Below are 19,314 nucleotides of genomic sequence, written 5' to 3' on the forward strand. Positions count from 1 at the left end.
ATCGCAGCTATCCCATAGGGCGATCGCCCAGCGGCCCCACGCCAGACTACCGCGACAGGGGGTTGAAGGGCTGCGGCAAGGGCGCGGGCAGCGGCTGGATTGGCGGATCGGGCTGGGGATCGGGGAGCGGCGTAATTGCGGCCTGCCCCACGCCGCCCACCCGAACCCGTCCAGGGCTGTTGGGGGCATTGCTAGGAATCACTAACTGGGCCGTGCGATATCCCGGCTCCGTTGGGTTGAACATCATCTGGACGGTGCAAACCTCGCCCGGAGCCAGCGTCACGTTGGTGCAGCTAATCGCAAAGTTGCTGTCGTTCGAGGTGGCAAAGTCAAACGGATTCTCCCCGCTTAGCCGCAAATCTCCCAAGATCAGGGGCGCATTGCCGCTGTTTCGCAGGGTCACAGAGCGGGGCGCACTCATATTGCCAATAGTCTGATTGTCAAAATCAATGCTGGTGGGCTGGATGCTGAGCGTAGGGAAGCGCTGCACTGAACCGTTGCCCCGCAGCGCGACGGTGGTTGAGCCAGTGTTTGTGGGAATCACGATATTGGCGTTGCGTGATCCCTCCACCTGCGGAATAAAGACGACGTTAAAGCCGCAGCTTTGCCCTGGCCGCAGCGAGAGGTTGGAACACTCCGCGCCAATGGACGAGTTGCGATCGCTCACAAAGTCTGGGTTGCCATTGACCCGAATATCGCCCAGCAGCAGTGGCGCGGTGCCCATATTGCTGATGGTGACGGCGCGGGGGGCGCTGGCCCGCTCTAGCTCGATGCTGCCAAAATCAATAGACAGTGGGTTGACCCGCAGCGCAGGCACCGCAGGCGGCACGCCCTGACCCATGAGCATGACGCGGGCCGTACCCCGATAGTCGTTGCTGTCAAACCGGAGGGCAGCGCGGCGATCGCCCTCCACCTCTGGACTAAATACCACGCCCACCTCGCAGCGGGCCCCCGGCGGCAAGTCGCTGGGGCAGGTGTTGCGCGTCAGCCGAAAATCCCCTGTCCGGCTTTCGATGCTGATATTGCGAAGCTGGACAGGCACGCCCCCCGTGCTTTGTAAGAAGAAGCGCTCTTCGCGGCTGGTATTGCGAACCGTAACAGAGCCAAAGTCTACTCGGCCGGGCGTAATGCTGAGGGTGGGCGTTTGGGGCGCAGTGGCCACGCCGTAGCCCGTCAGCGGCACATTCCACGGGCGATTGCTGGTGTCAATCACGTTGATATTTGCCGTCCGCTGGCCCGCAGCCGTGGGTCGAAAGGCAACGAAAATCGGGCAGCTTTGTCCCGGAGCTAGGGGCCCGCCTGTACATTGCTCGCTCACCAAAAAGTCGCTGCGAGCCTGCCCATCGGCCCGCACCAGTTGGATTGTCACGGGAACGGCGCTGTTGTTGACCAAGGCGATGGTTCGCTGGCCGGTTTGGGCATTGACCTGCCACTCGCCAAAGTCCAGCGTGCCGGGATTGAACCGCAGCGCCACGTCAGGATTGACCGGGGGCGTGGGCGACGGACTGCCGGGGCTGGGGCTGCCGCCAATGGCACTGGGGCTATTGCCGCGCAGGGGAATGGTGTAGCGGGTCACGCCTGTAATGTCGTTGAAGGCCAGGTCCGCAATGCGATCGCCCTGACCCTGGGGCGTAAACGTGACCTGGATCGTACAGGACTGGGCCGGCGGCAGGGGGGCGCGGGTGCATTGCTCCGCCACCTGAAAATCCGTTGGATTGGCCCCGACGGGGGTAATCCGTCCCAGCCGTAGCGCCTGACTGCCTGTATTTTGCAGAGTTACCGTTTGAGGCTGGCTGCTGGTGTGAATCGTCTGGTTGGAAAAGGCGAGGCTGCTGGGGTTGACGCTGAAGGACGGGCGATCGCGCACCATCAGCCACGCCGCCAGCGCCCCCAGCAGCAGCGAGGCCACCAGTCCCCCCAGCAGCAGCGGCGAAAAGCGCGAGGAGGCTGCCTCTACTTCGGGGTCAGAGGTTCCTGGCATGGGCGGCGGCGGCTGGTAGGGCGGATGGGGCGCAGGCTGGGCCGGCAGCGGCGGCAGCTGGGGCTGCGGCTCTGGGGCTGGATATTGGGGCGGTTGGGGCTGGGGCGGCTGGATCTGCGAGGGATATTGGGGCCCTGGATATTGCGGCGGGGATTGCGGTGGATATTGGGGTGGGGATTGGGGCGGATATTGCGGCGGGGGCTGATACTGGGGCGGCTGCTGGGGCTGGGGCTGGAGGTGCTGCATCGGAGCCACCAGCAGGCTGAGGTTGTGGCGCGAGGCGGCGGCGGCGGTTTCGTTGCCCCCGGCTTCCCGCAGGCGCAGCGCCTGGTTGAGATAGTTAATCGCGGCAAAGCTGTCGCCCAGGCAGAGGGCGCGGGTGCCTAGCTGGTGATGGGCCAGGGCGATCGCCTGGGGATTGCCCAAATGCTCTGCCGCCCGCAGCCCCGCATCCCACACCTGCTCCCACGCGCCCCAACGTCGCCCCAGCGCCAGCGGCCCGTCCATCACGCGGGCAAACTGCACGACTTCTTTCCACTGTTCTGCTTCAGCAGCCAGGTTTACCACCCGCATCAGCAGCGGCAAATCTGGCAACAGCGCCCCTTTGATAGGAGCCTGCTGCTGAACCCAGTGCAGAAAATGGCGAACCACCGGCTGCACCCACTGTTCCAGGTTCCAGAACTGCCGCAGGGGAGCTAGCAGGTTTCCTGCCAGCGTGTGGCGCACCCCGTCACTGCTCAAAAAGCCCCGGCTGACCAGGGTTGCCACAATCGGCTGGGGATTGGCCGTGCCCGTCAGCCCGGCCAGATGGTGGGTCTGCACGGGGACTTCCCCCAGCACCGCCAGCGCCGCCAGACAGCGCCGCTCGGCATCCGGGAAGGTGGCGCACGCCCGCAGCACCAGCACTTCTAGCGTCGCCCCCGATTGCAGCTGCTCGACCATTGCCAACAGGGACAAATGTCCATCGCGCACCAGCATGGCCGCCTGCAAAATCCGCTGCGGATGCCCATACAACAATGTGCAAAGCTGTTCTGCGCTGGATCGCTGCTCTGGCGTGAGGGGGTCGTTCAGGTAGCGTTCCAGCAGATTCACCGCTTCGGGCTGGGGCAATCCGCTCAGCGGCAGACTGTGGCTATCGTTCCACAGATGGCGCTCTGAAGCCGTGACAATTAGGCCCAGCGTAGTCAGGTTTCGCGTCATCCGCTCTAGCGCGTTGGGCGGCAGGCGCACGTCGTCCAGCACCACCAGCGCCCGCTTCTGGCGCAGGGCATACTGCACTTCTTCCTCACTGAGCTTGTGGGGAATGCCGTCGTCAATTTCAAAAAAATCTTCAAATAGGCTCTGGTAGAGGTCTTCGATAGGCTGTTCGCCGACGATGTGATAGACCAGCCCTTCCGAAGCCAATCCCAAGACCGACGGCTGGTGCGCCAGGGCACGGGCGAGGGCGCTTTTGCCCAGCCCCGACTCGCCATAAAACTCGACGGGCACGGATTGTTCCAGCGCGGCGATCGCCCCGTCCAGTTCCTTCTCGCGCCCCACCAGGTAGGGCATTGGCGGGCAAGCCGCTTCAGGGCTGGGCAGGGTGCGCGATCGCAGCGGGGGTGCTGAGGGCTGCGGCAAAAGCGTCACTACTGCCCCGTGGGGGGTCATCTGCAAGCGGCGATCGCCCGCAATCACCTGCTGCCCGCCCGCCCCCAGTTCAAACTCGGTCACGGGCAGCCCATTTCCCGTCTGGGTTCCCTGCATCACGGTAGACACACCGCCCAAGCCAGAAGGGGTCGCCAGACTAAACGCCTGCTGCCATCCAATCTGGCTGATGCCGCGCTGCCGTCCGTAAACCTTGAGCGTATTGGCGGCGGAGATGCCCAGCCCCGCAATGCCCTGATGGACAAATGACGCGAGATCCGACGGGGGCGTGGGCACGGCTTCTACCAAAACATGCAGTGTGTCTTGCTCTAGCCGGGCCATCGCTGTGATGCCCCTGGGATTGAGGCTGCGGTTGAGCAAGGTGGCGATCGCCTCCGCACTTCCCTGCCGCGCTTGGTCTAACAGGGTCTTTTCAGCCAGCAAATGTTCGTAGGTTTGCGACATGACGATACGAGAGCAAGGTTCACCCTAGAGCCAGATGGATGCCAGATGGATGGTGGACGCGGACGGATTTTTGTTGCGGGTAGTATTCATAACGATAATGCGCCCGACCCAAAACGCAACACTGAATGGCTGAGATTTGGGAAACAGCGTTTTCGAGGTTGGGGTCTGGGAGGTGTCGGGTTTGAATCCCTATCAGGTTTAATCCGCATCACAAAGTCTGTTTCCAAAAATCTTGCGAAATTGCAAAACTCTTGGTTACAATAGTGAAGCTGCGACAGAGACGAAACAACCGTCTACACTCTGTTCTGCATTCTCATTGGGGCGTCGCCAAGCGGTAAGGCAGCGGGTTTTGGTCCCGCCATTCCTAGGTTCGAATCCTAGCGCCCCAGTTTTTCCAGTCCTTGCAGTTAGCTTTATCAGCCTTGGAAGCTAAGGCTGCTTTCGATGCTGTGAATCTATGCTGTGAATCGGCATCTGCAACTTTTCTACTTTTGCAGAATGTGTCGGGGCGCACTTCCAGAACCTTGTCAATTGAGTGGTAAGGTGACTCCAGATTCCGTTTGGTCATCCAGTACAAGGTCTGACTCATGATCAGAACAAAAATTGTTGAACTTTCCACGATTGAAGCCGCTGCCTATCGCCAAAAGCTGAGAGACGGCAAGGCAGGCATTGTGATTTTGCGCTATGACAATGCCCAGCCTGGTCTGGCAACCATCAACCGCCGCACTGCTGAGCCAGAACCGGCCGCCAATATTAACCTCGAAACCTTTCCGATGGAAGCCTTTCGGGAGGCGATGGAACTGACGGCAGGAATGCCCTACTCTCGTCGGGGCCCGGTCAAGCTGAGCGGCGTGCGAGAAGAGCCTGAAGACGAGGAGGCCTCGCCCGAAGAAGTGGCAACGGTAGACAGCGCCGAGTATGAAGCCATCGTCAAGGCCTACACAAATAAGAAGGGTGAACTGTCCTATGATCTGCTGAACAAGGACTTCATTCAGTTTGCCAAGTCCAGCAAGATTGTGGCGGATATGGTGGCTAATGGGGCTTCGGAAAGCGAGATCCGCGATCGCATTCTAAAGGTCAAGCTGGAATCGCTGACGGGCAACCCGTCGCTGACCGACGCGCAGACCCAGCGCATTGTGGAAATGCTGGATGAGGTGAGTCCACGGCACGTCTTTCGTGAGCTAAATGACGAAATTCGCAAGATGCTGAGTCAGGCAAAGCCTTGATGAGGGCGTTTTGGGAAAGGCGTTTAGAAGAAGCGCTTAGGAGAAGCGTTTTAGTTTTAACGCCCGATCTGCCTAGCGTGGGGTGCGCTGAGCCAGCCAGCGGGCATTGAGCTTGCGATCGCACTGGAGTTCCAGCACCCGTATCCCCTCGCTAGGTAGCACCTTTAGCGCCTGGGCAAGCTGCTCCCAAGTATGGACGAGTTCGTGGGCGATGCCGTAGGTGGCGCAGAGTGCAGCAAAGTCTACAGACTGGGGCGTGGCGAAAAATTCCTCAAACGGCGGCTCAAACTGGGCAATGGGCAGGTTCTCAAAAATGCCGCCGCCGCGATTGTTGATCAACACAATGGTCAGGTGGCCGCGCAGGCGGGGACGCAGCAAGAAGCCGTTGGTGTCGTGCAGCAGTGCCAAGTCACCCGTCAGCAAGACGCTGGGCTGATTGCCATGCGCGATGCCGAGGGCCGTCGAGAGCGTGCCGTCGATCCCGTTTGCACCCCGGTTGCAGAAGGGCTGAATGGCGCGATCGCCCGGTTCCCAAAACCACTCGACATAGCGGACTGCTGTACTGTTGGCGATGACCAGCGGCGTTTCCGGCGGCAGGCATTGCGACAGCACCCAGGCGGTCTTGGCTTCGATCCGCGAGTCGAGCGATCGCAGGCTTTCTCGCTGCTGCTGCCAGCAGTTCTCCTCTGCCTGCAACCAGCGCTTCAGGTAATCCGTCGGCGGCGCGGGGGGGCTGGGCAGCGATGCGGCTAGTTGCTGCACGGAACTCCGCAGATGAACTGTCCGCAGATGCAGCGGGTCTAGGTTGCGATCGCCCTCATCCACCACCCACTGCTGCGGCTGGGTGCGCTCTAGCCAGCTTCGCAACTCCTTGCTGGTTGGCATTTCGCCAATCCGAAGCACCCCCTCCGGCGCAAGCTCTGTCGCCAGGTCAGAATCGCGCAGCAGCGTGTCATAGCTCGACACCAGATACGGGTTGAGGCGGGCGTAGTTTCGCAGCGGCGACAGCCCCTCCGCCAGCACCGGAAAACCCAGGCTATGGGAAAGACGGGCGATCGCCCGACAGTGGGCCCGGGCCGCAGCCGCACTGGGAAATTGGGCAATGCCTGCGATAATAATGCTGCGAGAGGGAATAGAAGAGAGCGATCGCCCCCAGTCTGAGCTACGCCACGACTCCGGCGTTCCGTCATCCCAGCCGACATTGGCAAAGAAACGGGCTTCATCCAGGGATTCCCTGAGCGCCAATACCGCTGGCTGGGGCACGGGGGCCAGTGGGTCGCGGAAAGGCAGATTGAGATGCACTGCGCCTGCAACAGGTCGCTGGGTACGCTCCCAGGCGTGAATCACAGTTTGGCGCAGGTAGGCCAGTTGGGAAACCTCCGCCGTGGGCGTGGCGACTTCGTGATACCAGTTCACAAAGCTGCCGAAAAGCTTTTGCTGATCAACCGTCTGTCCCGCGTTGCAGTCGCGCAGTTCCGGCGGCCGATCGGCCGTCAACACCAGCAGCGGCACGCGGCTTTCGCGGGCTTCGATCACCGCTGGGAAAAAGTTTGCGCCCGCCGTGCCCGACGTGCAGACCAGCGCCACCGGTCGTCCGGTTTGCTTTGCCAGACCCAGGGCAAAAAAGGCGGCCGATCGCTCATCCAACACCGGAATTGCTTCTAACCCAGACTGCTGGGCCAGGGCGATCGCCAGCGGAGCCGACCGCGAACCCGGACACACCACCGCCACCCGCAATCCCAGTCGCACCAGCGTTTCAGTCAGCACAGAGGCCCAGAGGGTGTTGAGATTGCGGAAATCCATGCAGCGAGAGGAAGAGAGAGTGTTAGCGCAACGGGAAGAGTAGAGTAGAGATGTCTAACCAGACCATCCCATCATCCCATCATCCCTCTCCCCTCTTCATTACTTCCCCCCTTCGCTCTTCGTTCTTCGTTCTTCCCCCTTCCCTCTTCCCTTCTTCGTTCTTCCCTCTTCCCCATGTCTCCCGCCGAACCCCGCCCGATCCGCCCTATCAACCACCCCCTGCGACTACTGCTGTATCTGGAATGGAGCCTACTGGCGATCGCCTTTTTGAGCGAACTGGTGGGGCCGCTGTTTCCGGGCCCGAGGATGCCACGGGGAGTTGGTCCAGAGCCGCCCTTTAGCTGGGTGTCGCCGCTGGATATTGCCTGCATCGTAGGCTTTGGGCTGATGGGGCTGCGGCTGCCTACGGGGCAGATGGCCACGCGCATCGGGTTTGTGCTGCTGGAGGGAGTGCTGATTTTGCTGGCTACGGCGGGCGATCTGCGGGAAATGCGGCTGTTTTCATTTCTCGTCGTGGTGTTTGCGCTGAGGAGTTGCCTCATCTTTGCGCTGCCAGGCCGCCTGATGACGACGGGCATTGCCTACGGGCTGTTTCTGGCGATTTTGACGCAGCGCTTGCGGGAACTGGCGGATCGGATTCCAGTCAACTGGCGCGATCGCCCACGGGGGCTGCCTGCCTGGAGCTTTGCCTATAGCTCGGCGCTGCTGCTGGGGCTGACGCTGGTCTTTTTGCTGCTGCTGGTGGATGCGCTGCTGACGGAGCGCCAAAGCCGCGAAAAGCTGACAGCCGCCAATGCCCAACTGCGAAACTATGCGCTGCGGGTAGAAAAGCTGGCCATGGCCCAGGAGCGCAGCCGCATTGCCCGCGAAATTCATGACTCGCTGGGGCACTCGCTGACCGCCTTGAACCTGCAAGTGGAAGGTGCGCTCAAGCTGTGGCAGAGCGACCCGCAGCGGGCGCATCAGTTTTTGAAAGAAGCGAAGGTGCTGGGTTCTACGGCGCTTCAGGACGTGCGGCAGTCTGTGGCGACGATGCGGGCCGACCCGTTGCAGGAGCAATCTCTGGAAGCGGCGATCGCCCTCCTCGCCCGCAATGTCGAACAGGTCACCGGGGTTGCGCCGATCTGCCAAATTCACCTCGATGCGCCCCTGCCCGCAGACCTCTCCACCAGCCTTTATCGCATTGTGCAAGAGGCGTTTACCAATATCTGCAAATACGCCCGGCCCTCGCAAATTTTGCTGGATTTGCAGGATACGGCCGCGACGCTGCACCTGCTGATTCAGGATGATGGCGTGGGTTTTGATCCGGCTCAAAATCTCACGGGCTTTGGGCTACAGAGTATGCGCGAACGGGCCGAGTCGCTGGGTGGCATCTTTGACCTGCAAACTTCTCCAGGCCAGGGCTGCACTATTACGGTTCACATTCCGCTAGAGAGGATCGTTCCATGATTCGGATCGTTCTGGCAGATGATCAGCATTTGATTCGTCAGGGCATGAAAGCGCTGCTCGAACTGGAAGCTGATTTGCAGATCATTGGCGAGGCAGAAAATGGTCAGGTTGCGGTGCAGCAGGTTGAACAACTGCATCCTGACCTAGTGCTAATGGACATTCGGATGCCTGTGATGGATGGCGTGGCGGCAACGGAGGCGATCGCCCGTCAGTTTCCCAGCACCAAAGTCCTGATTCTCACCACGTTCGATGATCAGGAATACGTCACTGCCGCGCTGCAAAAGGGTGCAACGGGTTACTTACTCAAAGACACGCCCTCCGAAGACCTGGCCGAAGCCATTCGTGCCGCCCACAAAGGCTATACCCAGATCAGCCCTGGCATTTTGCCGAAACTGCTGGCCCGGGTTGCGCCGTCGCCCACGCCCGCCCACGCCCCGCCCGACGGCTTCTCCAGCCTCACTCCCCGCGAGCGCGAGGTGCTAGTTCTCGTTGCTCAGGGAGCCAGCAACCGCGAAATTGCCCGGGCGCTTTACATTTCGGAGGGCACGGTCAAAAATCACGTTACCAATATTCTGAACCGCCTGGAATTGCGCGATCGCACGCAAGCCGCCATCCTGGCTAACACGTTTCTCGACTGGCTGACCTGATGGCCCCGCCTCAAAAATCTGCCCCAACTGCCAAACGGCAATGTTATGATGTAGGGCGATCGCTGGTGTAGCTCAGTTGGTAGAGCTGCTGATTTGTAATCAGCCGGTCGCAGGTTCGAGTCCTGTCACCAGCTTTGGCCGGAAGCCGCTTCACTCGCTCGATTATTTTCGATTATTTCAGGCGCTTATTTCAGGCGCTCGATCAGGCGATCGCCCACCCGCAGCGCGTTAGCCATAATCGTTAGCGCCGGACTGGTGGCGGAAATTGACGGGAAGAAGCTGCCGTCTACAATGTAGAGATTATCGACATCGTGGGCGCGGCAGTCGGGGTTCAGCACCGAGGTCGCCGGGTCTTCCCCAAAGCGACAGGTGCCGCAGGCGTTAGCCACCACTGACAGCGGCATTTCCCCGCTGGGATGGCGACCGCTCATCTGGAGCAGTGACTTATCCATGCCCTTCTCTGCCGTTTTCAGCACCTCTGTCCAGCGATAAACCAGACGCTCATGGGGTTCGGTATTGTTCGGCGTATACTCGACGTAAAGCTTTTTGCTGTCTACCCGCACGCGGTTGTCGGCGCTGGGCAGGTCTTCGCTCTGCACCCACCAGCCAATCGAGCGGGTCGCCATCTGTTGTAGCCCAAATCCTGGCATCATCTTGGCTAGCACCGATAGCACAGGCGGCGACTCAGCAAAGATAATGTCTTGCAGCAGTCCGCCTGTGTTGTAAATGTGCCCCATTGGGTAGTCAAATCCTTCTTCGCCCCAATAAAAATCGTTGACATAGACGCTGCGCTGAAACTTGCCGCTGTTGGGCTTGGAAAGTTGCACCACAGAGGACAGGCGGTGCTTCATTAGGTTGCGCCCCACCAGCCCGGAGCTATTGGCCAGCCCTTGCGAACAGGCTTCGCTGCACGAGCGCAGCAGCACCGCCGCTGTATTAATCGCACCGCAGGCCAGCACGATGATGTCGCCCAAAAACAGATAGGGCTGCCCGCCGATTTCGGCTTCAACCGCTTTTACTTCGTTGCCAGAGGGATTGGTATGCAGCGAGGTGACGGTTGCGCTCGTTTTCAGGGTGACGTTGGGATGCTGAAGGGCGGGATTAATGCCGCTGACTTCGGAGTCGTTGGTGGGGTCGTCGGTCTGGCGGGTCAGCGCCATTGGCAGCGAGGCGGGATGGAGGGACTGAGCGGCGATCGCCCCAATCACTTCCTCAATCTGCGGATCGTGCCCTACGGCGGGATAGGGATAGTCGGCACTGTGGGGTGGCTCGGTGGGGTCGGCTCCCACGGTTCCATGCACCTGATAGAGGTTCTCGGCTTCGGTGTAGTACGGCTCAAAGTCAGCGTATTTCACGCACCATTCTGGCGATACGCCCTCGTGATGCGTCACCGTTTCAAAGTCACGCTCTCGCATCCGCAATAGGGCAGCGCCGTAGATTTTGGTGTTGCCGCCGACGGCATACTTTGTCTGGGGCGCAAAGGGTTCGCCCGCAATGTCAAACCACTGCTCCGGCGCGTGATAGAGTTCCTTTTTGAAAATATCGACGTTGCTGCGGTTCTGTTCCTCCAGCGGCATCACTTCACCCCGCTCCAGGATCAGAATTTTCTTACCCGTGGGCGCAAGTTTTTGGGCCAGCGTACCGCCGCCTGCTCCTGTGCCCACAATAATCACGTCATAATGCGCGTCGTCGATAATCATTACCTTACTCCTCGTCGCCCCGTTGATAGCGGAATGGACTGCCCAATCAATTCGCGATGCGTGCTTAATCCCTGCCCGATCGGTTCGTGCCAGCCTCTCTAGAACATCATTGCCAGATGTAAATCAGGATGAACAAGATAATCCAAATCACATCCACAAAATGCCAGAAGAGCGAGGTTGCGTCTACGCCCGTGTGTCCCCCAGCATAGTTGTTGGGCACAAAGGACTTGAATAGCATAATCCCCATCAGTAAGATGCCCGTGAGAACGTGCAGCCCGTGGAAGCCTGTCAGCAGGTAAAACAGCCCGCCAAACACGCCATCGGAAAAGCCAAACTCCAGTTCGCTCCACTCGATCGCCTGCCCCACCAGGAAGTATGCACCCATCGCCATCGTCAGCAGCCACAGCAGCCGAAACACCAGCAGGTTTTCTTTTTTCAGCGCCCGTTCGGCAAAGTAGGCGACAAAGCTGCTGGCCACCAGCACAACGGTGTTAATCGCAGGTTTTGAAACTTCCAGCCCTGATACGCCTGGGGGCAGCCAGTTGGGGGTGGTTGTTTTCACCAAGATGTAGCCCGCAAAAAAGCTGAGGAAAATCACGCTTTCCGAGAGCAGGAAAACGATGAAACCAAACATGCTGTTGCCTGCATGGTCTTCCTCGTGAGCGTGGGCGGTGTGAGGGGCGATCGCCACATCGGGTTTTTCGGTCGAGATAGAGCTATCCATAGGCGTAAGGGATTAAAAAGTGAACGATCGGCAAATAAGCGAATGAATGGACTAGTTCTTGCAAGCCAACCTAGCCCTCCTTGAGAGCAGCAGCATTTTCCACCAGCGGATCAGACTTGCCATAGCCATAGGGGCCAGACACCACAACGGGCAGTTCTTCAAAGTTCTCAACCGGCGGCGGCGACGACACCAGCCATTCCAGCCCGATCGCCCGCCAGGGATTATCCGGCGCGGGCTTACCCTGCACCCATGCGCCTACCATATTCAAAATGAACGGAATCGTAGACATCCCCAGCAGGAACGCCCCAATACTGGCAACAACATTCCAGAAAGCATACTCCGGCTCATAGGAAGAGACACGCCGCAACATGCCCTGAAGACCCAGCGGATGCATCGGGAAGAAGTTCAGATTTACCCCAATAAATGCCAGGGCAAAATGCAGCTTGCCTAACCCCTCGTAATACATACGACCGGTCATCTTGGGGAACCAGTGATAGATGGCAGCAAACATACCCATCGTAATCGTGCCGTACACAATGTAGTGAAAGTGACCCACCACGAAGTAGGTATTGTTCACATGAATGTCGATAGGCACCGAGGCCAGCATTACGCCTGTAATGCCTGCGAACACAAACATGATGAGCGCTCCCAGGCAAAAGAGCATAGGCGTGTCCAGCCGCAGCTTACCCTTCCAGATAGTGGCGACCCAGGCAAACACCTTAATTCCGGTTGGCACTGCCACCAGCATGGTTGTTGCCATAAACAGCATCCGCATCCAGCCCGGTGTGCCGCTGGCGTACATATGGTGAACCCAGACGAGTACACTAACAGTCGTAATGAGCAGCGACGACACAGCCACCACTTTGTAGCCAAACAGCGGCTTGCGCGAATAGACCGGGAGTATCTCTGAGAACACGCCGAAGATAGGCAGCACCATGACGTAAACTGCGGGGTGCGAATAGAACCAGAAGAAGTGCTGGAATAGCACCGGGTTGCCACCTTTATCGGGATTGAAAAAGGCCGTACCCGCCGCTGCGTCGAACAGCAGCATGATTGCGCCCGCCGTCAGTGCAGGCAGTGCCGCAAGCTGAATGATTTGTGCGCTGAACACTGTCCACACGTAGACGGGCATCCGAAAGAAAGTCATTCCCGGTGCCCGCATCCGCACAATCGTGGTCACGAAGTTAACCGCGCCCATGATAGAAGACACGCCAGAAATTGCTACTGCCAGAATCCAGACAAATTCGCCTGTAATGACGCTATCCGTCGGGTTTTGCGTACTAACGGGCGGGTAAGACCACCAGCCCGCCTGAGCCGTGCCTGCGGGCAGGAAGTAGCTTGTCATCAGCAAAATGCCGAATACCGGAACCATCCAAAACGCGGCTGCATTGAGTCTGGGAAAGGCCATGTCTCGCGCCCCGATCATCAGCGGCACAAGATAGTTTGCTAGCCCCACCAGCGACGGAAAGATCCACAAAAAGATCATGATCGTGCCGTGCATAGTGAACATGCTGTTATATAGCGTGCGATCGATCAGATCCGCCTGGGGCGTAATCAGTTCGGCTCGAATCACCATCGACAGCAAGCCGCCGATGAGAAAAAAGACGAAGGACGTGACCAGGTATTGAATACCGATCACCTTATGGTCGGTGCTGAAGCTGAAATATTTCCGCCAGTTGTTTTGCGGTTCGGGATGGGCAATGTCAGGAATTGCAATTCCTTCAACGGGGACGTTTGTCATGAATCTGCCTGGGGTAACAGCGGGGGCAAGTAGAGGACTTTAGATTTTGGGTTTTGGATTTTAGATTTTGGAAGGCTAAGGGACTAGAGACGGATTTGGGGATTGGCCTTGCAGGGCTATATTGCTCTCTTCTCTCCCAGACTCCTTCAGTTAGCCTTCTACCAGAATTAGCCTTCTGCGAGTGCATTGACCAGTGGCGGTGGTGCGGGGGCAATCGTCTTCCAGCCGCCAAAGCGCTTCAGCCGCTTGTTGGTGTATTCCGAATAGGCGGGATTTTCGGCAGGGACAGCGGGCTGGGCGGCGGCGCTGGCAAGCCACTGGCGATAGGAGTCGGGCGACTCCACCACCACGTTGGCCGTCATGATGGCGAAATAGGTGCCGCTGAACTGTGAGTCGTTGAGCCGATAGGTGCCCTCGCGCACGGGCGTAAATTCAAACTCCGTCGTGCGCTTAGGCATGATGTCTTGCTTAAGCCGGAAGGCTGGCACATAGAAGCCATGAATCACTTCGTCTGCGGTCATGAGCAGGCGCACGCGCTGGTTGACAGGCAGGTGCAGTTCAGCGCTGACTACGCCTGCATCTGGATAGCGAAATGACCAGGCCCACTGCTTGGCATAGACTTCCACTTCCTCGACGGGTTCGGGTTCTAGGTCTGCGGCGTAGGCGGTGGGCGTGGTTCCCGGCATGTGGTGCAGGTGAACCAGATCCATCGGCCCGCGCACAGCCATCTGCTGATAGGTCTGGTAGCTGTAAGTTGCTAGAAAAAACACCAACAGCAGCGGCACGGCCGTCCAGAAGATTTCTAATTTGACATTGCCCTCCATGTGGGGGCCGTCGCTGGTGTCGAAGCGGCTGACGCTCTGGGTGAAGACGGTGTAAAGCACCAGCCCTGTGATGCCCAGCAGGATGAATGTGCCAATGGCAGAGAACAGACTGAACAGATCGTCGATCAGCATTGACTCGGCCGAGGCTTGAGGCGGCAACCAGCCATAGGCTTGCTGCCCAACCCAAATGCTGGCTGCCACCAGAATCGCGATATACACTCCGATTCCGGCAATGGTTTTCAGGTTCATCATCTCTCCTTCGCGCTTGTCTCAGCAGCTTAACTTCAGCAGCTCAACTTTAGCTGCTACTTCAGCAATAGGTTGGGGTTTTGCCCTGTTCGCAGTAGTTCGCTGGCGGTAATGTGAACCCCGAACTCGGCCGCTAGCTGTGCGCCCAATGTGCCGTGGACAAACATGATGCCCAGCACCGCAACGCCTGCAAGCAGGTAGCTCCACTGCACCTGGCGGCCCATGTCCTTGCGCCAGGCGAAGCGCTGGAACCCGCGCCATACTGCCATGCCGACGATAATCGCCAGCAAGAATACGCCGCCCACGCCATGCATCAGCATGGTGGGCATGGCTTCCAGACCCCAGGCACTTTTCACGCCTGGCTCTGGCGTTGCCAGCATGATTTCATAAAAGCCTGCTGCCACGGTAAAGAAGGTGACAATCGCTGAGGCAAGGACGTTGTACCAGCCCACATCAAAAAAGTTGGAGCGCACTGCCGTCAGCGACAGCATCTTGAGGATGGATTTTTCGAGTGGGAAGAAGGCCCCGGCGAAATCAAAGGCGATGCCGATGATGAACAGCCCCAGGGTGATGTGAACCAGATTGGGGTGAATCGGGATGCTGTAGGGCAAGCCGTTGGGGCCAAGCTGTGATCCGAGTTGTTCGAGTAGTTCTGGATTCATCTACAGCACTCCCTCACGAATCGCCTCAACCACGGGCACGGTATGCAGTCCGTAGACCCATACCAGCTTGTCGCCCAGGTAGACCTGCACACACACCAGCGCCACCAGCACCAGCCCTGCGCCCAAGTAAGGCATCGGCAGTTTTCCGGGATCGCGCGATCGCAGGATGAAGCGCCACGCTGTCATGCCCGCTAGAATTGCCGACAGCGACCAGCCCAGCACTGTGTGGGCATTTAGCACGGGCACTACGGCATCGTAAGGTTCTGCCAGCCCTGCCTCGACTTGTCCAAAAATGATGGCAATAAAGATTGAGAGCGTGGCAAAAAACAGGTTCCACCAGCTCACTTCATAGAGACGGGTGTTTTTGGTGAAAAAGGCGATCGCATCGCACAACACTGCAAACAGCGCCATCGCAATCACAAAGTGAACCACGATGGGGTGCATGGTGTCGGGATAGGGCAGGTTGTGGTCATTCAGTGGAGGCAAGCTGAACTGCATGACTGGCGGAAACCAGGTGAGTGTCAGCAGTGGAGGTATTTTAAGCATCGCAAATATCAAATCCATTGCGTTCTCCGGACATGTAAACCAGGATCGGGGGCAGACCGTTGGAAAAACAGTAAATGAAAGAACAGTCAAGAAAATTGAAAGAAAATCGTAAACCCACTTGTGATTTCAACTTGTGGTTTCAACGTGCGGTTTCAACGAGTTGGTTGCCACAGCTTGCAGTTTCGGGATTTAGGCAACCCCAGATGCATCTGAAATAGGCTGGGGCAATGCTTGAGACGTGAGCGACGATCCCACGGGGACTGTGATGATGCGAGAACCCCGCTCACGGGTTAAGTAGGTCCAGGTCCATTGCAGCAGCACCGAAAGCTGATTTTCAAGCTGATTTAGCACGGCAATGTGAACCACTAGCCAAGCCAGCTTTGCCGGAAGCCCGCTCCACTGGATGTTGCCGACCTGCATTACGGCAAACTTGCGCCCGATGGTAGCCATGCTGCCCAGATCCACGTAGCGGAAGGGAGGCAGTGCGGGTTTGCCGCAAACGCGGGCATCGATCACCTGTCCTGCATAGCGACCGCTTTGCATGGCTGCCTGGGCCAAGCCTGGAACGGGCTTGCCGTCCGATTCCATCTGGGCGGTGTCTCCGACCACAAACACATTCGGATACTGCGGCACCGAGAGGTCTGGCTTTACTGTAACCCGTCCGGCCCGATCCGTCTCGGCGTTGAGCCACTTGCCTGCGGGTGATGCCTGGACTCCGGCTGTCCAAAATACGTTGCGGCAGGGAATCCGCTCTCCAGCCACCGTTACGCCGCCCTCGTCGATATCTTCAACTCGGCAATTGAGCCGCACTTCTACACCCAGGTCTTCCAGCGCTTTTTGCGCCTCGGCGGAGAGGTGTTCTGAGAAGGCAGGCAAAATGCGTGGGCCGGCCTGCACCAGGATGACGCGGATGCAGGCGGGATCGATGCGGCGGAATTCTGATTTGAGGGTCAGCCGGGCCATTTCGGCAATAGTGCCTGCCAGTTCTACCCCCGTGGGGCCTGCGCCCACCAGCACAAACGTCAGAATATCAGAACACTGCTGCGCGTCGCCTTGAAGTTCGGCTTGTTCAAAGGAGCGCAGGACGCGATCGCGGATTTGTACAGCATCCAGCACACTTTTTAGCCCTGGCGCGATCGCCGCCCATTCGTCTTTGCCAAAATATGTCTGCTGTGCGCCCGTCGCCAGAACCAGATAATCGTAGGGCAACGTGCGATCGCCCATGAAGACCAACTGCCGTTCGGGATCAACGCCCGTCACCTCGGCCATGGCCACCGTGGCGTTTTTTTGCGATCGCAAAATTTGACGAATCGGGGACGCGATATCGCTAGGCGAAAGCGTCGCTGCCGCCACCTGATACAGCAGCGGCTGAAACAGGTGATGGTTGGTGCGGTCGATCACCGTCACCTGTACCGGAGAGCGAGCTAGGGCCCGCGCTGCCTCGATGCCAGCAAACCCGCCCCCGACGATGACCACGCGGGGAAGCGTATCAGGGCGATCGCCCTTTTCGCCGGACTTCAACTCGACTTCCGCTAAATCTGTTGCAGTAGTGTTCATAAAAACTTTAGAGGAGCTGCCTCAATATTTGATGATGCTCGTGCTTGAACCGCAAACCAACTCAAAGAATCGACAGCCAAACCAACCGCTCAAATGCGTCAGAATCTCTGGATTATCCCGATAGCCCGCATTGCCTATCCTGCTGCTAAACTCGTATACCAATTCGTAACAACGGGCTCCGTTTTTGAGAGTATTATGCAATGTGAAATGAGCGGAGCATGTATTCCTCATCACGCCAAAGTATTGTTACAAAAAGGCTTTGTAGAAATTTAGGAATTGCTTAGGAATTGCTAAAACCTGAGAGCATGTCTCTAAAGCTTTAGACTTCTTCAAAATTTGGGTTTCTACAGATCGTCGGTAGATCGCATGATGCCATCCTGGTTTTCGCTATTTCTAGAACTGGTTAGAGAGGCGATCGCCCTTGATCCCCAGAGCTTCCTACGCCTACAAGCCTCACCCGATGGCGAAGCGATCGCCCTCTGCGTCATCCTGCTGGCCGCCTTCTCGCAGTCCCTAGCCCAGAGCATCATCCTGTTTATTAATCGGGTCAGCCCCTTGCGATTTGTCATTAGCCTGCTAATCAGCACGCTGCTGTTTGCCTTTGGCTGGCTATTCTGGGGAGCTAGCACCCTGGTCGTTCAGCACCTTTTGTTTACTTCAGATGCCAGTTGGCGACAGGTCGGGCTAACGCTCAGCCTCGCCTACGCGCCGCAACTGCTCAGCCTCTGGGTGGCGCTGCCCTATTTCGGCTTGCCCATCTATATCCTGCTGTCAATCTGGACGTTTCTGGCGTTTTTGACGGGTATGACTACCGTGCTGGGCATCGACACCTGGCAGGCATTCTGGTGCGGGGCGCTGGGCTGGCTGGTGGTGCAGGTGCTTCAGCGCACCATCGGTCGTCCAATTAACAATGTGGGTCGCTGGATGCAGACCGTCGCTGCCGGAACCCCCCTGATGCGAAACCTGGAAGAGTTTCAGCGACAAATGCTGCGATAAAGTTTGACTGTGGCAGAGCAGTCAGGACGAAATTTCTAACCAGAGATATACGTCAAATCGAGTGGACGTTTGTCACAGTGAAGGATGAGCGATTTTAAGGAATTTCTCCACTCGCCCTGCTCCATTCAACGATTTTGCGAGGATTCTATCTGAGGATTCTATCTACAGAGCGGGGCGATGTTCGCGGTCTTCTATCTGCGTGGTCAGGGCGATCGCCCTCACGAAAGGCTACACTGCAAGCCGAAAAGTCAAGTACAGCCCATTTGTAAAGAACTGTTTAGTCAAAGTTAATCTGAGTCCTGCATCCCTTGCAGGTCAATGCTTTTCAAGCATCCGCAGGTGCATCTAGCGTATTTTAAGGCAGACAAAAGTTTAAAAATGCAGGATAACGGATACAGAAGCCTGATCCAGGGGCTTGAGATACAAAGCCTGACTAAGCCTGACTCACAGACCAGACTGGCAATCTGCTCCGAAGAATCCTCGTTGCTCTCGGCAAAGCCGATCTTAATTCAGTTTCCTTGATGCAATTTCCCTTGATGCAGTCCCGCTGCGCCGATGCTAAAGATTGACTGCCTGGCCGTCTGCAAACTTCCTCGGCTGCGGATGTTGATCTCAATCCAGACCTTTAATCCCTGTTTAGTCATGGACAACACCTTGATTCAATCTTTATTGGAGAATTTGAAAGATCCTGATGAATCAATTCGCGATGCTGCTACGCACGAGCTTTGGCGGCTCTGGTTTACGCAAAAGGGTGCAAGAGGGTTAGAACTGCTAGAGCGCAGCCAGACGCTCATCGATGCAGGCGAATATGGACATGCAGAGCAAGTCTTGACGGAGGTAATTGCTGACCTGCCCGATTTTGCCGAAGCCTGGAACCGTCGGGCCGTGCTGCACTATATCTGTGGACAGTATCAAAAGTCTCTGGCCGATTGTGAGCAAGTGCTGGCGCTAAACCCGATTCACTTTGGCGCAATGCATGGGCAAGGACTCTGCCACATGGCGCTGAAACAATACATGGCGGCTATTCACGCCTTCCGGCAAGCGCTGGAGATTCAGCCCTATGCGCTGGAAAATCAAAAGATGATTCTGGAATGCACGGCAAGGCTGAGCTAGGGCAA

14 protein-coding genes and 2 tRNA genes are annotated in these 19,314 nt (G+C 57.8%); 7 read left to right on the forward strand and 9 right to left on the reverse strand.

Annotated elements, in window-relative coordinates:
* Positions 1-46: 46 nt before the first annotated feature.
* Complete coding sequence (locus IGS16_RS20545; protein WP_297088681.1) at positions 47-4,072, reverse strand: choice-of-anchor D domain-containing protein; 4,026 nt, start codon at positions 4,070-4,072, stop codon at positions 47-49.
* 317 nt (positions 4,073-4,389) lie between these two features.
* Here IGS16_RS20545 and IGS16_RS20550 point away from each other — a divergent pair.
* Both IGS16_RS20550 and IGS16_RS20555 read left to right on the forward strand, forming a co-directional pair.
* Positions 4,390-4,461, forward strand: a tRNA-Gln gene (locus IGS16_RS20550).
* Positions 4,462-4,659: 198 nt separating this feature from the next.
* Positions 4,660-5,298: a hypothetical protein gene (locus IGS16_RS20555; RefSeq protein WP_068515579.1), complete on the forward strand. Its 639-nt coding sequence runs from the start codon at positions 4,660-4,662 to the stop codon at positions 5,296-5,298.
* Between the two features lie 72 nt (positions 5,299-5,370).
* Here IGS16_RS20555 and menD read toward each other — a convergent pair whose 3' ends face one another.
* The gene (gene menD, locus IGS16_RS20560) at positions 5,371-7,101 is read right to left on the reverse strand and encodes a 2-succinyl-5-enolpyruvyl-6-hydroxy-3-cyclohexene-1-carboxylic-acid synthase (protein ID WP_297088683.1); all 1,731 of its coding nucleotides are present in this window, start codon (positions 7,099-7,101) and stop codon (positions 5,371-5,373) included.
* 174 nt (positions 7,102-7,275) lie between these two features.
* On the opposite strand from menD, the gene IGS16_RS20565 reads away from it, so the two are divergent.
* The 3 genes from IGS16_RS20565 to IGS16_RS20575 all read left to right on the forward strand — a co-directional run bounded on the left by IGS16_RS20565 (position 7,276) and on the right by IGS16_RS20575 (position 9,331).
* Positions 7,276-8,550 (forward strand): sensor histidine kinase, encoded by a 1,275-nt coding sequence (locus IGS16_RS20565; protein WP_297088685.1) that lies wholly within the window; start codon positions 7,276-7,278, stop codon positions 8,548-8,550.
* Positions 8,547-9,197: a response regulator transcription factor gene (locus IGS16_RS20570; RefSeq protein ID WP_297088687.1), complete on the forward strand. Its 651-nt coding sequence runs from the start codon at positions 8,547-8,549 to the stop codon at positions 9,195-9,197. The genes IGS16_RS20565 and IGS16_RS20570 overlap by 4 nt, the downstream gene beginning before the upstream one ends.
* Positions 9,198-9,258: 61 nt before the next feature.
* A tRNA-Thr gene (locus IGS16_RS20575) sits at positions 9,259-9,331 on the forward strand.
* Positions 9,332-9,382: 51 nt separating this feature from the next.
* On the opposite strand, the gene IGS16_RS20580 is transcribed toward IGS16_RS20575, so the two are convergent.
* The 7 genes from IGS16_RS20580 to IGS16_RS20610 form a co-directional block, all read right to left on the reverse strand.
* Positions 9,383-10,897 carry a GMC family oxidoreductase gene (locus tag IGS16_RS20580; protein WP_297088689.1) on the reverse strand — a complete coding sequence of 505 codons (1,515 nt, stop codon included), beginning with the start codon at positions 10,895-10,897 and terminating at the stop codon, positions 9,383-9,385.
* A 106-nt stretch (positions 10,898-11,003) separates the two neighbouring features.
* Positions 11,004-11,621 carry a heme-copper oxidase subunit III gene (locus IGS16_RS20585; RefSeq protein ID WP_297088691.1) on the reverse strand — a complete coding sequence of 206 codons (618 nt, stop codon included), beginning with the start codon at positions 11,619-11,621 and terminating at the stop codon, positions 11,004-11,006.
* A gap of 70 nt (positions 11,622-11,691) precedes the next feature.
* Positions 11,692-13,362: a cytochrome c oxidase subunit I gene (gene ctaD, locus IGS16_RS20590; protein ID WP_297088693.1), complete on the reverse strand. Its 1,671-nt coding sequence runs from the start codon at positions 13,360-13,362 to the stop codon at positions 11,692-11,694.
* 167 nt (positions 13,363-13,529) lie between these two features.
* Positions 13,530-14,435, reverse strand: coding sequence for a cytochrome c oxidase subunit II (locus IGS16_RS20595; RefSeq protein ID WP_297088695.1), 906 nt, complete (start codon positions 14,433-14,435; stop codon positions 13,530-13,532).
* Between the two features lie 56 nt (positions 14,436-14,491).
* Positions 14,492-15,097, reverse strand: coding sequence for a DUF2231 domain-containing protein (locus IGS16_RS20600; protein WP_297088697.1), 606 nt, complete (start codon positions 15,095-15,097; stop codon positions 14,492-14,494).
* Positions 15,098-15,595, reverse strand: coding sequence for a DUF2231 domain-containing protein (locus tag IGS16_RS20605; protein WP_367185841.1), 498 nt, complete (start codon positions 15,593-15,595; stop codon positions 15,098-15,100). It lies immediately after the preceding gene.
* A 237-nt stretch (positions 15,596-15,832) separates the two neighbouring features.
* The gene (locus IGS16_RS20610) at positions 15,833-17,200 is read right to left on the reverse strand and encodes an NAD(P)/FAD-dependent oxidoreductase (protein WP_297088701.1); all 1,368 of its coding nucleotides are present in this window, start codon (positions 17,198-17,200) and stop codon (positions 15,833-15,835) included.
* Between the two features lie 369 nt (positions 17,201-17,569).
* Between IGS16_RS20610 and IGS16_RS20615 the strand changes: the two genes are divergently transcribed.
* Positions 17,570-18,196 (forward strand): hypothetical protein, encoded by a 627-nt coding sequence (locus IGS16_RS20615; RefSeq protein ID WP_297088703.1) that lies wholly within the window; start codon positions 17,570-17,572, stop codon positions 18,194-18,196.
* Positions 18,197-18,838: 642 nt separating this feature from the next.
* The gene (locus IGS16_RS20620; RefSeq protein ID WP_068515544.1) at positions 18,839-19,309 is read left to right on the forward strand and encodes a tetratricopeptide repeat protein; all 471 of its coding nucleotides are present in this window, start codon (positions 18,839-18,841) and stop codon (positions 19,307-19,309) included.
* Positions 19,310-19,314: the final 5 nt, after the last annotated feature.

Origin of the sequence: Thermoleptolyngbya sp. C42_A2020_037 (assembly GCF_015272455.1) — a bacterium.
Classification (GTDB): domain Bacteria; phylum Cyanobacteriota; class Cyanobacteriia; order Elainellales; family Elainellaceae; genus Thermoleptolyngbya.

Bases quoted from the DNA above. Each gene is read 5' to 3' on its own strand.
- IGS16_RS20585 (WP_297088691.1), bottom strand. From the start codon at position 11,621: ATGGATAGCTCTATCTCGACCGAAAAACCCGATGTGGCGATCGCCCCT.
- IGS16_RS20615 (WP_297088703.1), top strand. From the start codon at position 17,570: ATGCCATCCTGGTTTTCGCTATTTCTAGAACTGGTTAGAGAGGCGATC.
- menD (WP_297088683.1), bottom strand. From the start codon at position 7,101: ATGGATTTCCGCAATCTCAACACCCTCTGGGCCTCTGTGCTGACTGAA.
- IGS16_RS20595 (WP_297088695.1), bottom strand. From the start codon at position 14,435: ATGAACCTGAAAACCATTGCCGGAATCGGAGTGTATATCGCGATTCTG.
- IGS16_RS20555 (WP_068515579.1), top strand. From the start codon at position 4,660: ATGATCAGAACAAAAATTGTTGAACTTTCCACGATTGAAGCCGCTGCC.
- IGS16_RS20570 (WP_297088687.1), top strand. From the start codon at position 8,547: ATGATTCGGATCGTTCTGGCAGATGATCAGCATTTGATTCGTCAGGGC.
- IGS16_RS20565 (WP_297088685.1), top strand. From the start codon at position 7,276: ATGTCTCCCGCCGAACCCCGCCCGATCCGCCCTATCAACCACCCCCTG.
- IGS16_RS20545 (WP_297088681.1), bottom strand. From the start codon at position 4,072: ATGTCGCAAACCTACGAACATTTGCTGGCTGAAAAGACCCTGTTAGAC.
- IGS16_RS20600 (WP_297088697.1), bottom strand. From the start codon at position 15,097: ATGAATCCAGAACTACTCGAACAACTCGGATCACAGCTTGGCCCCAAC.
- IGS16_RS20605 (WP_367185841.1), bottom strand. From the start codon at position 15,595: ATGCAGTTCAGCTTGCCTCCACTGAATGACCACAACCTGCCCTATCCC.
- IGS16_RS20580 (WP_297088689.1), bottom strand. From the start codon at position 10,897: ATGATTATCGACGACGCGCATTATGACGTGATTATTGTGGGCACAGGA.
- ctaD (WP_297088693.1), bottom strand. From the start codon at position 13,362: ATGACAAACGTCCCCGTTGAAGGAATTGCAATTCCTGACATTGCCCAT.
- IGS16_RS20610 (WP_297088701.1), bottom strand. From the start codon at position 17,200: ATGAACACTACTGCAACAGATTTAGCGGAAGTCGAGTTGAAGTCCGGC.
- IGS16_RS20620 (WP_068515544.1), top strand. From the start codon at position 18,839: ATGGACAACACCTTGATTCAATCTTTATTGGAGAATTTGAAAGATCCT.